We start from the raw sequence: 14,591 nt of genomic DNA on the forward strand, positions 1-14,591 counted from the left end.
TCCGATGGCGACCGAGGACAAACTGCGCGACTACCTCAAGCGCGTGACCGTCGAACTGACCCAGACGCGCCGCCGCCTCGCCGAGGCCGAAGATCGTCAGCACGAGCCCATCGCGATCATCGGCATGGCCTGCCGCTACCCCGGCGGCGGCGACACGGTCGAGGGCTTCTGGAACCTGCTGCGCGACGGCGGCAGCGCGGTCACCGAAGTGCCATCCTCACGGTGGGACATCGACGACTACTACGACCCCGACCCGCATGCCGCCGGCGGCATGTACACCAGGTACGGCTCCTTCCTGCCGGACATCGCCGGATGGGACGCCGAGTTCTTCGGCCTTTCGCCGCGCGAGGCCCTGCGGATGGACCCGCAGCAGCGCCTCCTGCTCGAACTGGCCTGGGAGGGCCTGGAGGACGCGGGCGCACCGCCGTCGCGCCTGTCGGGTAGCCGCACCGGCGTGATGGTCGGCTACATGGACAGCCTCCAGTACGGCCGGCTCCAGCTCGAACGGCACGGCGCGGAGGCGCTCGCGGACCCGTACCTCGGCCAGGGCTCGTCCATGAGCGTCGCCGCCGGGCGCATCGCGTACCTGCTGAACCTGTGCGGCCCCACGCTGGCCGTCGACACGGCGTGCTCCTCCTCACTGATCGCGGTCCACCTCGCGGCGGAGGCGCTGCGGCGCGGCGAATGCGACCTCGCGATCGCCGCCGGGGCGTCGATGACCTTCCACCCGAGCACCTTCATCCAGGCGTGCGCGGCGTCGATGTTGTGCGCGGACGGGAAGTGCAAGACGTTCGACGCGAGCGCCGACGGCTACGTCATGGGCGAGGGCGGCGGCGTGGTGGTGCTGGAGCCGCTGTCCAAGGCCCTCCAGAACGGCCGGCGCATCCGCGCGGTGATCCGCGGCTCGGCCGTCAACCAGGACGGACGCAGCAACGGCCTCACCGCACCCAGCCGGAGCGCCCAGGTCGACGTGATCGGCCGCGCCCTGGCCGCCGCGCGGGTCACCCCCGAGGACATCTCGTACGTGGAGGCGCACGGCTCGGGCACCCACCTGGGCGACGCCATCGAGCTGTCGGCGCTGCACGACGTCTTCGGCGCCCGCCCCGCCGAGCGACCGCTGAGGGTCGGCGCGGTGAAGACCAACATCGGGCACACCCAGGCGGCCGCCGGGGTGGCCGGGCTGATCAAGACGGTCCTGGTGCTGGAGAACGAACTGATCCCGCCGAACCTGCACCTGTCCGAGCCGGCCGCGGCGATCCCGGAGGACGGGACGGTCGTGCCGGTGGCGGGGGCGCCGCAGGTGTTCGCGGGGGCGGGGCCGCGGCTGGCGGGGGTGAGCTCGTTCGGCTGGTCGGGCACGAACGCCCACGTCATCCTGGAATCCGCCCCCGACCCCAGCACCGCTTCTTCCGTCACCGAAGGGGGTACTCAGGCGCTGGTGCTGCCCGTGTCGGCGGCCAGTGACGCCGCTCTGCGCGAGCACGCCGGACGGCTGGCCGCCACGCTGGTGGCCCGGCCGGAGTCGGCCCTGGCCGATGTGGCCCGTACGCTGCAGGCCGGTCGTGCCGAGCACGACCACCGGCGCGCGCTGGTCTGCGCCGACCTCCAGGACGCCGCCCGCCTGCTGGGCCGCGTCGCCACCGAGGGCGGCGTGCACCGGGTGAAGGGCCGTCCCCGGGTCGCGTTCCTGCTGCCCGGCGTCGGCGACCAATACGCGGGCCTCGGCCGGGAGCTGTACCGTACCGAGCCCGTCTACGCCGAGGCGGTCGACCGATGCGTTGAGCTGGCCGCCGAGCGCTGCGGCGTGGACCTGCGACCGCTCTTCTCCACCGACGGGCAGGACGAGCCCGCGGCCCCCACCGGCCTCGCGGGCCTGCTCGGCCGCGACGGCCCAAGACCCGACCGGGCCGACGACCCGCTCAGCCACGCCGAGATCGCGCACCCGTACCTCTTCACCATCGAGTACGCCCTGGCCCGGCTCCTGTCCCACTGGGGCGTCACCCCGGACATGCTCATCGGCTACAGCCTCGGCGAATACGTCGCGGCCTGTCTGGGCGGCGTGTTCACCCTGGAAGACGCCCTGTACGTGGTGGCCGAACGAGCCCGCCTGATCGCCGCCGCGCCGGCGGGCCGCATGGTCGCCGTCGCCGCGGGCGAGGACCGCGTCCGGGAACTGCTCACCGGCACCGAGACCGAGGTCGACGTCGCGGCGCTCAACGGGCCCTCGATGACCGTGCTCAGCGGGCTCCCCGGCGACATCGAGACCGTGACCCGCCGCCTCACCGCCGAGGGCGTCGCCTGCCGGCCGCTGCGGTCCGCGCACGCGTTCCACTCGTCGCTGCTCCAGCCCGCCCGGGAGAAGCTGGCCGCGCTGCTCGACTCGGTGCCGCGTCAGGTCCCGGCCACCACGATCGTGTCCAACCTCACCGGCGTCGCGCTGACCGCCGAGCAGGCCACCAGTTCCCAGTACTGGGCCGATCAGCTGGTCAGTCCGGTGCGGTTCGCCGACGCCGTACGGCACTGCGTCGCGCAGGAAGTGGACGCCTTCGTCGAGATCGGCCCCGGCCAGACCCTCGGCGGGCTGGTCCGGCAGAACCTGTCCGACCGGCCGGCCACCGTACTCGGGACTCTGCCGCCGCTGTGGACGGCGGGGGAGCGCCGGGACGCCCGCGCCGAGCTGCTGGAGGCGTGCGGGCGGCTGTGGGAGCTGGGCGTCACGCTGAACTGGGAGCTCACCCGCCCCGCCGAGGCCCGCCTCGTGGACCTGCCCGCGTACCCCTTCCAGCGCACCCGCTTCTGGCCGGACCAGGGCCGGGACGTCCCGCGCCCCGACCGCCCCACCAAGCCGGCCGACTTCGCCTTCGCCCCGATCTGGCAACAGGACACCACCCGCCCCGTTCCGGCGCACCGTCGGGTGGATGCCGTACGGCTGGGTGGGCCGTTGGTGGTCTTCGCCGATTCGGAGGGGGTCGGTGAGGCGCTCGCCGAGCTGGTCGCCGCGGCCGGGAGCCAGGTGGTCGAGGTGGTGGCCGGGACGGGGCTGCGGCGGGACGGGCGCCGCATCGTCATCGACCCCGCCGTGCCCGGGCACTACGCCCAGGTGTTCGCCGCTGTCACGGAGCCGGGGCCGGTGCACGTGGTCCACCTGTGGAGCCAGCTCGCGACGGCTGTCACCCCGGTGTACGCCACCGATGAGGAACTGCGGGGCGCCATCGGGCACGGGTTCGACAGCCTGCTGCTGGCCGTACAGGCGCTGGGTGAGCTGCCCGCGCGCCAGGGGGTGCGGCTGCTGACGGTCACCCGAGGGGCCGCCGAGATCCTCGGTGGCGACGCGCTCGCGCCGTACCGGGCGGTGACGCACGGGCTTGGACGGGCGGCGCACCACGAGTACGCCGGACTGACCTGGAACGGCGTCGACCTCGACCCGGAGGACGGCGGGCAGGTGGCCGGGCAGCTCGTCCACGAGCTGCTCAGGGAGCCGGACGAGACGCACGACCGGCTGGCCGGGTGGCGGCGGGGTCGTCGCTGGGTGAAGAGCTGGGGCGAGGTCCCGGCCCAGGGCGAGCCGGTCGGCAGCCCGTGGCGGGCCGACGGCGTCTACCTGATCACCGGTGGCGCCAGAGGACTCGGCATGGGCCTGGCCAAGCACCTGGTACGCGCCGGAGTACGACGGCTCGCCCTGGTGGGGCGTACCGCCCTGAAAGGCACCGCCGAGCCGGGCGGCAAGGTGGCGCGGAGTCTGAAAGACGTCGCCGAGTTGGAGGCGGCTGGGGCCGAGGTGTTGTTGCTGACCGCCGACGTCGGTGTTCCCGATGAGTTGCGGGGGGCGTTGCGGCGGTGCCGGGAGCACTTCGGCGTGTTGACCGGTGTGGTCCACGCGGCCGGCGTACCGGCGGGTGGGATGGTGCAGCGCCGGACCGTGGCCGAGGCGGGTGCGGTGCTCGCGCCCAAGGTCCTGGCGATGGGGCCGCTCGCCGAGCTGGTCGGCCCGGGTACGCCCGCCGGAGAGCGGCCCGAACTGCTGGTCCTGTACTCCTCCGCGGTGACCGCGTTCGGCGGCATCGGCGAGGGCGACTACTGCGCCGCCAACACCGTGCTCGACGCGTACGGCGAGGCACTGGCGGCGAGCGCGCCGTCCACCAGGGTGGTGTCGGTCGCCTGGGGGACGTGGCAGCACGACGACTGGCAGGTCGAGTCCCTGAAGGGCGCTTCCAGCCTGACCCAGCGCGTGACCGCCTACCGGAAGAGGTACGGCTTCGCCGAGGAGGCGGGGTGCGCGTTCCTCGACCGGCTCGTGACCGGCGGCCACGGCAGCGTCCTGGCCGCGCGCCAGCCGCTGCGGGACGTCCTGCGGGACTGGTCGGCCATGTTCGACCTCGACGCGCTGGTCGGTGCGGCGGCGGCGCCTCGTGGGGAGCGGTTCCCGAGGCCGCTGTTGCGGACCGAGTTCGTGGTGCCCAGGACCGAGACCGAGACCAAGATCGCCGATCTGTGGGGCGCCTACCTGGGCATCGAGCAGGTCGGCGTGCACGACCCGTTCTTCGACCTCGGAGGGAACTCCCTGGTCGGCATGGCCATGGTGCTCGCCATCGAGAAGGAGCTCGGCGTGCCCATCGCGCCCGCGGTGCTGTTCGAACACCCCACGGTCGCGGAGTTCGCGGCGGCTCTGGAGCGCTCGGGGGACGACGACGGCGGCACCCGGCAGGCGCTCACCACCAGCTCGGCTCGGGGGCAGCGCCGCCGCCGCGCCCGTTCCGGCCCGCGGAAATGAGGCCACGGATGAGGTCACGGACGGGACCGCAGTTGAAGTCGGAGTTGAAGTCGGAGTTGACGGCCGCGACGAGGCCGAGATGGAGCCGGAGATGAGACCGGAGTTGAGGACTGTGGACGTGACTGACGAGCCGGCCGGTGAGGTTTCCGGCAACGACATAGCGATCGTCGGGATGTCGGGGCGGTTCCCCGGAGCCTCCGACGTGGCCGGATTGTGGGCGAACATCCGTGACGGCCGTTCCGGCATCACCCGGTTCACCGATGACGAGTTGCGGGCCGCCGGGGTGTCCGAGGACCTGTTGGCGGATCCCGGCTATGTGAAGGCCGGTGCGGTGATCGAGGGCGTCGAGCTGTTCGACGCGGGGTTCTTCGGGTTCGGCCCGAAGGAGGCCCAGATCCTTGACCCGCAGCACCGGCTGTTCCTGGAACACAGCTGGGAGGCCCTGGAGGACGCCGGCTGCGACCCCACCCGCTTCGACGGCGCGATCGGCGTCTTCGGCGGGTCCGGCTGGAGCTCGTACCTGCAGCACAACCTGATGCCGAACGACCTCGGCGCCACCATGGGCGAGCTCGCCCTCGGCCTGGCCAACGACAAGGACTCGCTGACCCTCCGCGTGGCCCACACGCTGGGCCTGTCGGGCCCCAGCTACGCGGTGCAGAGCTACTGCTCCACGTCGCTCGTCGCGGTCTGCGCGGCGGCCTCCAGCCTGGCCGGGTTCGAGTGCGATCTGGCGCTGGCGGGCGGCGTCGCGGTCAACGTGCCGCACCGGGTCGGCTACCTGTACCAGCAGGGCGGCATCGCGCCGCCGGACGGCGAGTGCCGCGCGTTCGACGCGGCCGGCCTGGGCAGCCCGCTCGGCAGCGGCGTCGGCGTGGTGGCGTTGCGCAGGCTCGAGGACGCGCTGGCCGCCGGGGACCAGATCTACGCCGTCATCCGCGGCTGGGCCGTCAACAACGACGCGGGCAAGAAGGTCGGGTTCACCGCGCCCGGCGTACAGGGTCAGGCGGCCGTCATGGCCGAGGCGCTGGCCAGCGCGGGACTGATGCCCGCCGACATCGACTACGTCGAGGCGCACGGCACCGGCACCGTGCTCGGCGACGCGGCCGAACTGGCCGCGCTGCAGCAGGTGTTCCGCGACGAGTCGTGCCTGATCGGCTCCGTCAAGACGAACCTCGGCCACCTCGACCGGGCGGCCGGCGTCACCAGCCTCATCAAGACGGCGCTCGCCCTGCGCCACGACGAGATCCCGCCCACCCGCAACCTCACCGCGCCAAACCCCCAGCTCAGCGCGGGCGAGGCCGAGCTGGAGGTCGTCACCCGGCTCATCGCCTGGCCGCGCAGACCGGGACGGACCCGGCGGGCCGGGGTGAGCGCGTTCGGCATCGGCGGGACGAACGCCCACGTAGTGCTCGAAGAAGCGCCCCCCGTCTCGCGCCCGACCTCGGCTTCGGCCGATGTGGTCCCGGCCGGGACCGGTTCGCACTTGGTCCCGGCGCGAGTTGATTCGCGTCCGCGTCCGGAACTGCTGGTGTGGTCCGCGCGCTCCGCCGCCGCAGCCGACGCGATGACCGCGCGGCTCGCCGACCACCTCGCGAGCGACACCGACACCCACGACCTCCCCGACCACCTCGACACCCGCCACCTGCCCGATGTCGCCTACACGCTGCAGGCCGGGCGGCAGGTCTTCGGGCACCGCCGGATGCTGGTCGCCACCACCGTGGACGGGGCCGTCGCCGGACTGCGCGACGCCGGGGTACTGTCCCGCGCGGACAGCCGCGCCGACCGGCCCGTAGCGTTCCTCATCGCGGGCACCGGCGAGCAGTACCCGGGCCTGGCCGCCGACCTGTACGAGACCGAGCCGGTGTTCCGGCGGACGCTCGACGAGTGCCGGACCGTGCTCCGCGACCACCTCGACGGGGTGGACCCGCTCGCCGAGATGCTGCTCCCCAGGCAGCCGGGCCAGGCCGCCGGGCTCGACTCGCTGCTCGGGCGGGGGCCGGCGCCGACTGACACCATGCCTACCGCTGTGCTGCAGCCCGCCCTGTTCGCCGTGGAGTACGCGCTGGCCCAGCTCGTACGCTCCTGGGGCATCGAACCCGCGCTGCTGGCCGGCTACAGCCTCGGCGAGTACGTGGCCGCCTGCCTGGCAGGCGTACTCCCGCTGGACTCGGCCCTGGCGCTGGTCGCCCACCGCGCGCGGCTGATCGACGCCCTGCCGGCCGGCGCGATGAGCGCCGTGCCGCTGGCCGCCGACGACCTGCGGAACCGCCTCGACCGGGCGGGCATCGCCGACGTGGACGTGGCCGCGGTCAACGGCCCCGAACTGACCGTGCTCGCCGGGCCGCCCGCCGCGATGGAGGCGGCCAGGGAGTTCCTGGCGGGCGAGTCGGTCCCGTGCCGGCCGCTGGCGACCGGCCACGCGTTCCACTCCCGCATGATGGAGCCGGTACGCGACGAGCTGACCCGCTGGATCGCCACCCACATCACGCTCGAAGAGCCACGCATCCCGTACGTCTCGAACGTCACCGGTGCCCTCATCACCGCCGAGGAAGCGACCGACCCCGCCTATTGGGCGCGGCACATGTGCGGGCCCGTGCTGTTCGACGCCGTACTCGGCACGCTGCTCGAACAGGGTGAGCTCGCGCTGCTGGAGATCGGCCCCGGCCAGTCGCTGGGGGCGATGGCCCGCGGCCACCGCGACTGCCCCCGGGACCGCTGGCCGCTGGTGGTCTCCTCCCTCCCCGCCGCCGCCGACCCCCGCCCGGCCAGTGTGGTGCTGGCCGAGGGTGCGGGGCGGTTGTGGCTGGCGGGGGTGCCGGTCGATTGGGCGGGCTACCAGCAGGATCGGCCCGTACGCAAGGTGGGGCTGCCCAGCTACCCGTTCCAGCGGGAGCGCTACTGGATCGACCCACCCCGCCACCAGACCGCACCCGCTGCCTTGGTCGCCGCGCCCGCTCTGGAGGAGGCGGCCCCGCACGTCCAGCTCATGATCCCGCGCTGGACCGCAACCGACGGACCCGCCGCGACAGGCCCGTCCGCAGGTGATGCGATCGGGCGCTGTGTGGTGCTCGCCGACGTGGGTGGTGTCGCCGACGCGGTCGTCGAGGCGCTGAGGTCGGATGGCACCGACATCGTGCTGGTACGGCCGGGCGGCGCGTTCGCCGAAGTGGCGGGTGGCTACACGGTCGACCCGGAGTCGGCGGCCGACCACATCGCCCTGGCTCGGGGGCTCGCGGGCGAGAGCCCGACGACCCTCGTCGACCTGCGGCTGCTCGACCAGGCCGGCTCCGGTGGCGACGGGCGCCAGGTGGTGCTCCCGCTCTCCCGGATGCTGGACGCCTGGGGCAGCGAGGGCGGCGACAGCACCAGGATCATCGTGGCCACCCGGGGCGGCCAGACGGTCACCGGCGGCGAGGTCCAGGACCCGGGCCAGGCCGCCGCCGCCACACTGCCGCTGGTCGCCAACCAGGAGTACCTCAACCTCGACTGCCGCTGCGTGGACCTCGACACCGGGACAGACGTCGCCGCGACGGCCAGGGACCTGGTGGCCGAGCTCCGCAACCCGGCGACCGGCACCCTGGCGGCCTACCGCGCCGGGCGCCGCCACACCCGCGACCACGTCCCCGCCGGCCCGGCCACCACCGCACCGTCGGCGGGCTTGGGAGTGGGGCCGGATGGGACTCCGGCGGTCGGTTCGAGGGATGGAAATCCAGCTTCCGGTCAGGGGGTACGGCCTGGTGGGACGTACCTGATGACCGGTGGTCTCGGGGACGTCGGGCTGCTGGTGGCCGAGCATCTGGTGCGGGCCGGAGCCGGTCGGCTGATCCTCACCAGCCGCGGTGGCGTGCCCGCCACGGCCGGTGACCCGCGCTACGAGGCCGTCCAGCGATTGCGGGCGCTCGGGGCCGAGGTGCTGACGCCGCAGGTGGACGTAACCGACGTGGACGCGATGCGCGCCGTGATGGCCGAGGCGCTGGCCGACGCGTCGGGCGAGCCAGGCGAGCCGGGCGGGGCGTCTGGCGCACTGGATGAGGCGTCGCAGGACGGCGGACGGCTTGATGGGGTGATTCATGCCGCCGCCGAGACCGGCAGGGACACGTTCCTGTCGATGCGTGACCTCGGCCCGGAAGCCGTCGGGAGGCACTTCGGCGCCAAGGTGACCGGTGCGCTGGTTCTGCGGCAGGTGCTCGCCGAGTTGCCCGTTGAGCGGGCGCCCAGGTTCTGCCTGCTGTTCTCCTCGACGTCGTCGCTGCTGGGTGGCATCACGTTCGGCAGCTACGCGGCGGCGAACGCCGCGCTGACGGCGGTCGCCCATGACACCGTCGCCTCGCCGACCCGGTGGGTGGCCGCGAGCTGGGACACCTGGTCGCGGACGCTCGAAGGGATGGAAGGCGGCATCGGTGCGGCGATGGCCGCGCATGCCATGAGCACCGAGGAAGGGCTGGCGGCGTTCGATCGGCTGGTGGCCGACTCCCGGCCGAGCCTCGTGGTGGCGGCGGGCGGTCTCGACGACCGGCTGCCCAGGGCGGTGACCGGGCCGGAGCCGGGAGCGGGCGGCACCAGGTTCCCGCGTCCCGAGCTGCCTCAGCCGTACAGCCCGCCGTTGACCGCGACCGAGCGGGCGCTCGCCGAGCTGTGGTCCGAGGTGCTCGGCATCGAGCCGGTCGGGACCAGGGACAACTTCTTCGACCTCGGCGGCAACTCGCTCGTCGCGTTGCAGATGCTGGCCTTGGTGAAGAAGCGGTTCGGGATCGCGGTACCGACGGTGATGCTGTTCGAGGCGCCGACGGTGCACACACTCGCCGGGATCCTTGACGACAAGGGCGCCGGCCGTACCACGCCAGGCGCCGGCGCCGGACGTACCGCGCCGATGGCCGCCCGCGCCACGACCAGCGCCCGCGCCACGACGGTGGCCAAGCGGGTCACCCAGAAAGCCGCGGACGGCTTCGTCAGCGACACCGTCGGCACCTACGCGGACGACGACCGGCGGATCGCGATCGTCGGCATGGCCGGTCACTTCCCGGGCGCCTCCGACGTGGGTACGTTCTGGAACAACCTGCGCGAAGGCGTCGAGTCCATCAGCTTCTTCTCCGAGGAGGAGCTGCTGGCCGCCGGCGTGGCCCCCGACCTCATCCACGACCCGTCGTACGTCCCCGCCCGCCCGGTCCTCGACGACGTCAGCGGCTTCGACGCGGCCTTCTTCGGCCTCAGCCCCCGGATGGCCGCGATCACCGACCCGCAGCAGCGGGCGTTCATCGAGGTCTGCTGGGAGGCGCTGGAGCAGGCCGGGTACGCGGTGCCCGAGAGCCGAGGGCGGGTGGGCGTGTTCGGCGGCAGCAACATCAGCACGTACCTGCTCCGCATGGGCGAGCACCTCCTGAACGACGAGGAGGAGGTCAGCCACTACGAGATCATCATGGGCAACGACAAGGACGCGCTCACCACGACGGTGTCCTACCTGTTCGACCTGTACGGGCCGAGTGTCGCGGTGCAGACGTTCTGCTCGACCTCGCTGGTCGCGGCGCACCTGGCGGTGCAGAGCCTGCGGAACGGTGAGTGCGAGCTGGCGCTGGCCGGAGGCGTGTCGATCCGGGTCCCCGACCGGATCGGGCACAAGTTCGGGCCCGGCGGGCAGGAGTCGCCCGACGGTCACGTGCGGACGTTCGACGCGCGGGCGCGGGGCAGCATGTTCGGCGACGGGGCCGCGGTGGTGCTGCTCAAGCGACTGCCGGACGCGGTACGCGACGGCGACAACATCTGGGCCGTGATCCGCGGCTCGGCCATGAACAACGACGGCGCCCTCAAGGTCGGCTTCACCGCGCCGAGCGTGGTCGGCCAGGCCCGGGTGATCGCCGACGCGATGGCGGACGCCGGGGTGACCGGCGAGGACATCAGCTACATCGAGGCGCACGGCACCGCCACCGAACTCGGCGACCCGATCGAACTGGCCGCGCTGACCCGGGCGTTCGGCGACACCGAGGAGACGCAGTACTGCCCCATCGGCTCGGTGAAGACCAACATCGGGCACCTGGACCGCGCCGCGGGCGCCAGCGGACTGATCAAGACCTCGCTCGCGCTGCGCGAGCAGGTGATCCCGGCCAGCCTGCACTACACCAGCCCCAACCCGGAGATCGACTTCGAGAACAGCCCCTTCTACGTCAACGCCCAGCTCTCCCCGTGGCGGACCCGCGACGGACGGCCGCGCATCGCGGGCATCAACTCGCTCGGCATGGGCGGCACCAACGTGCACATGGTCGTCGAGGAGGCTCCCGTCAGACCCCCGGCTCCGCCCGTTTCGTCCGAGTCCTCCCGCAGGTACCAGGTGTTGCCCGTGTCCGCGCGCAACGCCACTGCGGCCGACCAGGCGGGCGAGCGCCTCGGGCGGCACCTGGCCGCCGCGCCCGGTATCCGGCTGGCGGACGTGGCGTTCTCGCTCCAGGTGGGGCGGAAGACGTTCGAGCACCGGCGCGTCGCCGTCGTCGACAGCGTCGAGTCGGCCGCCGCCGTGCTGAGCGGGGAGTCGCCGGAGCCCGGCGTGCTGAGCCGGGTCGACACGGTGCAGGGGCGTCCGGTGGCGTTCCTGCTGGCCGGGGCGGGGGAGCAGTACCCCGGTCTGGTCACCGAGCTGTACCGGCGCGAGCCGGTGTTCCGTGCGGCGCTCGACGAGTGCCTGGAGCTCCTGCGCGGGCGGCTGGGCGACGTGGACCTCGCCGGCCTGCTGGCGGGCGGGCGCGGCACCGCCCCCGACCTCGCCGCCCTGCTGGGGCGTACGAGCTCCGCGGGTGGTGACGAGCGGGTCGGTGTACTGGAGCGTACGGAGGTTGTCCAGCCCGCGCTGTTCGCCGTCGAGTACGCCCTGGCCCGCACGCTGATGACCTGGGGCCTGCAGCCGCGGATCATGCTGGGCTACAGCCTCGGCGAGTACGTCGCCGCCTGCCTGGCGGGGGTGCTGTCGCTGCCGGACGCCATCGCGCTGGTGACGTACCGGGCGAAGCTGATCGACGGTGTGCCGGCCGGTTCGATGGCCGCCGTGTCGCTGCCCGCCGGCGAGGTGCGCCGCCGGTTCAAGCTCGACGAGCGGGGGCTGGACCTCGCCGCCGTCAACGGCCCGCAGGTGACGGTCGTCGCCGGTCCCGTCGAGGTGATGGACGGGCTCCTCGCCGACCTGCGGCGGGCCGAGATCCCGTGCCGTCCGCTGCAGACCACCCACGCCTTCCACTCCCGGATGCTGGCCCGTCTGAGCGACGAGCTCACCGCCTGGGTCGAGGCGAACGTCGAGCTCAACCCGCCCGTCCTGCCGTACATCTCGAACGTCACCGGCGAGATCGCCGACGCGGACCTGGTGTGCGACCCGGGCTACTGGGCGCGGCACATGTGCGGGACCGTACGGTTCGCGGACGGGGTCGACGTGCTGCTCGCCGACCCCGAGCTGGCCGTGGTCGAGATCGGTCCGGGGCAGTCGCTCGGCGCCCTGGTACGCGCCGCCGGGTGCCCGCCGCAGCGGTGGCCGCTCATCCTCAACGCGCTGCCCGGCGGCAGCGACAGCCGTCCGGACGACGCGGTGCTCGCCGGTTGCCTGGCCCGGCTGTGGCTGCTCGGCGCCGACCTCGACTGGGCCGCCCACCACGGCAGACAGCAGAACGCCGCGCCCACCGCCGGGTTGCCGGGGCGGATTCCGCTGCCTACGTACCCGTTCCAACGTCAGCGTTACTGGATCGACCCGCCCGCGGGTGGTGCGCGGCGGCAGCCGGTCGGTGCGCTTCCCGCGCTCGACCCGGACAACCTGTTCGAGGCGATCACCAACCTGCCGAGGCTGCCGGAAGACCAGTGGATGTACCTGCCTGTGTGGCGGCAGACGGCCCCGCCGGCGCCGGGCGCGCAGCCGGGTTCGTGGCTGGTCTACACCCGCGATGGGGTCGCCGACCAGGTGGCCGCCGAGCTTCGGCGGACGGCGGGTGCCGCTGTCACGCTGGTACGCCCCGGCGACGCGTACGCCGCCACCGCCGACGGATACACGGTGCGGCCCGGCAGCGTGAGCGACACGCTCTCGCTGCTGCGCGACCTGCGTGCCGCCGGTCGGCCGCTGGAGCGGGTGGTCCACCTCTGGACGCTCGACGCCGCGCCCGCCGACACCACCATCCGGTACGGCCTGCACACGCTGGTCGCGCTGGCCCGGGCGGCGGCCGAGTCCGGCACCGACGACTGGTCCCTGGACGTCGCCGTCACCGGCACGCAGCAGGTACTGGGCGACGACGTGTCGAACCCGGACGGCGCGACGCTGATCGGGCCCTGCCTGGTGATCCCCCTGGAATACCCGAAGGTCGCCACCCGCCTCATCGACCTGGAGACCATCGCCGGTTCGGGTGCCCCCGCGCCCGCCGGTCGGCGCGGTCGGGGTGGTTCGGTGGTTGGTGGGTTGGTGGCCGAGTTGCGCAGGCCGCAGGCTGATCGGATCGTGGCGCTGCGCCACGGTCGTCGCTGGGTGCCCGGGTACGAGACCATGGCGGTCGATCCGGACCTGGAGACGCTCCGCGAAGGCGGCGTCTACCTGATCACGGGCGGGCTCGGCGGCATCGCGCTCGGCCTGGCCGAACGCCTGGCCCGCGACTGCCACGCCAACCTCGTCCTCCTCGCCCGCCGCGGCCTGCCACCCCGCGCGGAGTGGTCCCGCATCCTGGCGGGCGCCGCAGGGGAAGGCGCGGGTGCGGTCGATGAGGTGACCAGGCGGCGGATCGCTCAGGTGACCGAGATCGAGAAGCTCGGCGCCCGTGTCGAGATCGTCACCGGTGACGTCAGCAAGCCCGAGGACGTCCGCCGAGCCGTGGACACGGCGGTCGAGCGCTTCGGCGCCCTCCACGGCGTGCTCCACGCCGCGGGCGTCCCCGGCATGGGGCTGATGCAGTTCAAGCGGTCCGACGAGCTGGACCAGGTGCTCGCCCCGAAGATCGCGGGCACCCTGGCCATCGCCGAGGCGCTGCGCATCGGCGAGCCCGACGAGGTCGAGCTGGACTTCCTGGTGCTGTTCGCCTCCATCACCTCGGCGACCGGCGGCGGTCCGGGTCAGGTGGACTACTGCGCCGCCAACGCCTTCCTCGACGGCTACGCCCACCGGCTGGCCGGCACCGGCAGGCGCGTCCTGGCCATCGACTGGGGCGAGTGGACCTGGAACGCCTGGGAGGAGGGCCTGGCCGGGTACGACGGCGCGTTGCAGCAGTTCTTCCGCGACAACCGGGCCCGTGTCGGCATCGACTTCGAGGACGGCTGGCGGGCGCTGCTGCGCGCGCTGGCCAGCGGCGAGCCCAGGGTCGTGGTGTCCACGCAGGACTTCCCGACGGTGGTGCTCGGCAGCTCGCGGTTCAACCTGGAGGCGGTCACCTCGCCCGCCATCTCCTCAGCGACCGGCGAGCGGCACCCCCGCCCGGAGCTGGTCACCCCCTACCAGGAGCCGTCGGGGTCGGCCGAGGAGCAGATCGCCGGCATCTGGTGCGACTCGCTCAAGCTCGACCGGGTCGGCGTCCTGGACAACTTCTTCGAGCTCGGCGGCAACTCGCTGCTCGGCGTCAGCATCGTGGCCGCGATGCGCCGGGCGTTCGAGCTGGACGAACTGCCGCCGCACATCCTCTACGAGGCGCCGACCGTGTCGGCACTCGGCCAGACCATCGAGGCCCTGTCCTCGGGCGCGGGTCACGCGTTCGGGAACGGCGCCGACGGCGGCAGCCACGTACGTGCGCAGCTACGCCGATCGGGACTCGAAGCCTCCGCCGCCCGCAGACGCGGCCGGTGAGACCACCGAAGAGACCAGCACAAGGAACGGAGCAGT

At 73.3% G+C, this 14,591-nt stretch carries 2 protein-coding genes; both read left to right on the plus strand.

Annotation, left to right across the window (positions count from 1 at the left end):
- Window positions 1-4: 4 nt before the first annotated feature.
- Window positions 5-4,771, plus strand: coding sequence for an SDR family NAD(P)-dependent oxidoreductase (locus tag AB0F17_RS21340; protein WP_358025401.1), 4,767 nt, complete (start codon window positions 5-7; stop codon window positions 4,769-4,771).
- A 118-nt stretch (window positions 4,772-4,889) separates the two neighbouring features.
- Window positions 4,890-14,555 (plus strand): SDR family NAD(P)-dependent oxidoreductase, encoded by a 9,666-nt coding sequence (locus tag AB0F17_RS21345; protein ID WP_358025403.1) that lies wholly within the window; start codon window positions 4,890-4,892, stop codon window positions 14,553-14,555.
- Window positions 14,556-14,591: the final 36 nt, after the last annotated feature.

The organism is Nonomuraea sp. NPDC026600, from assembly GCF_040638335.1.
In the GTDB taxonomy this organism is placed as follows: domain Bacteria; phylum Actinomycetota; class Actinomycetes; order Streptosporangiales; family Streptosporangiaceae; genus Nonomuraea.

Bases quoted from the DNA above. Each gene is read 5' to 3' on its own strand.
- AB0F17_RS21340 (WP_358025401.1), top strand. From the start codon at position 5: ATGGCGACCGAGGACAAACTGCGCGACTACCTCAAGCGCGTGACCGTC.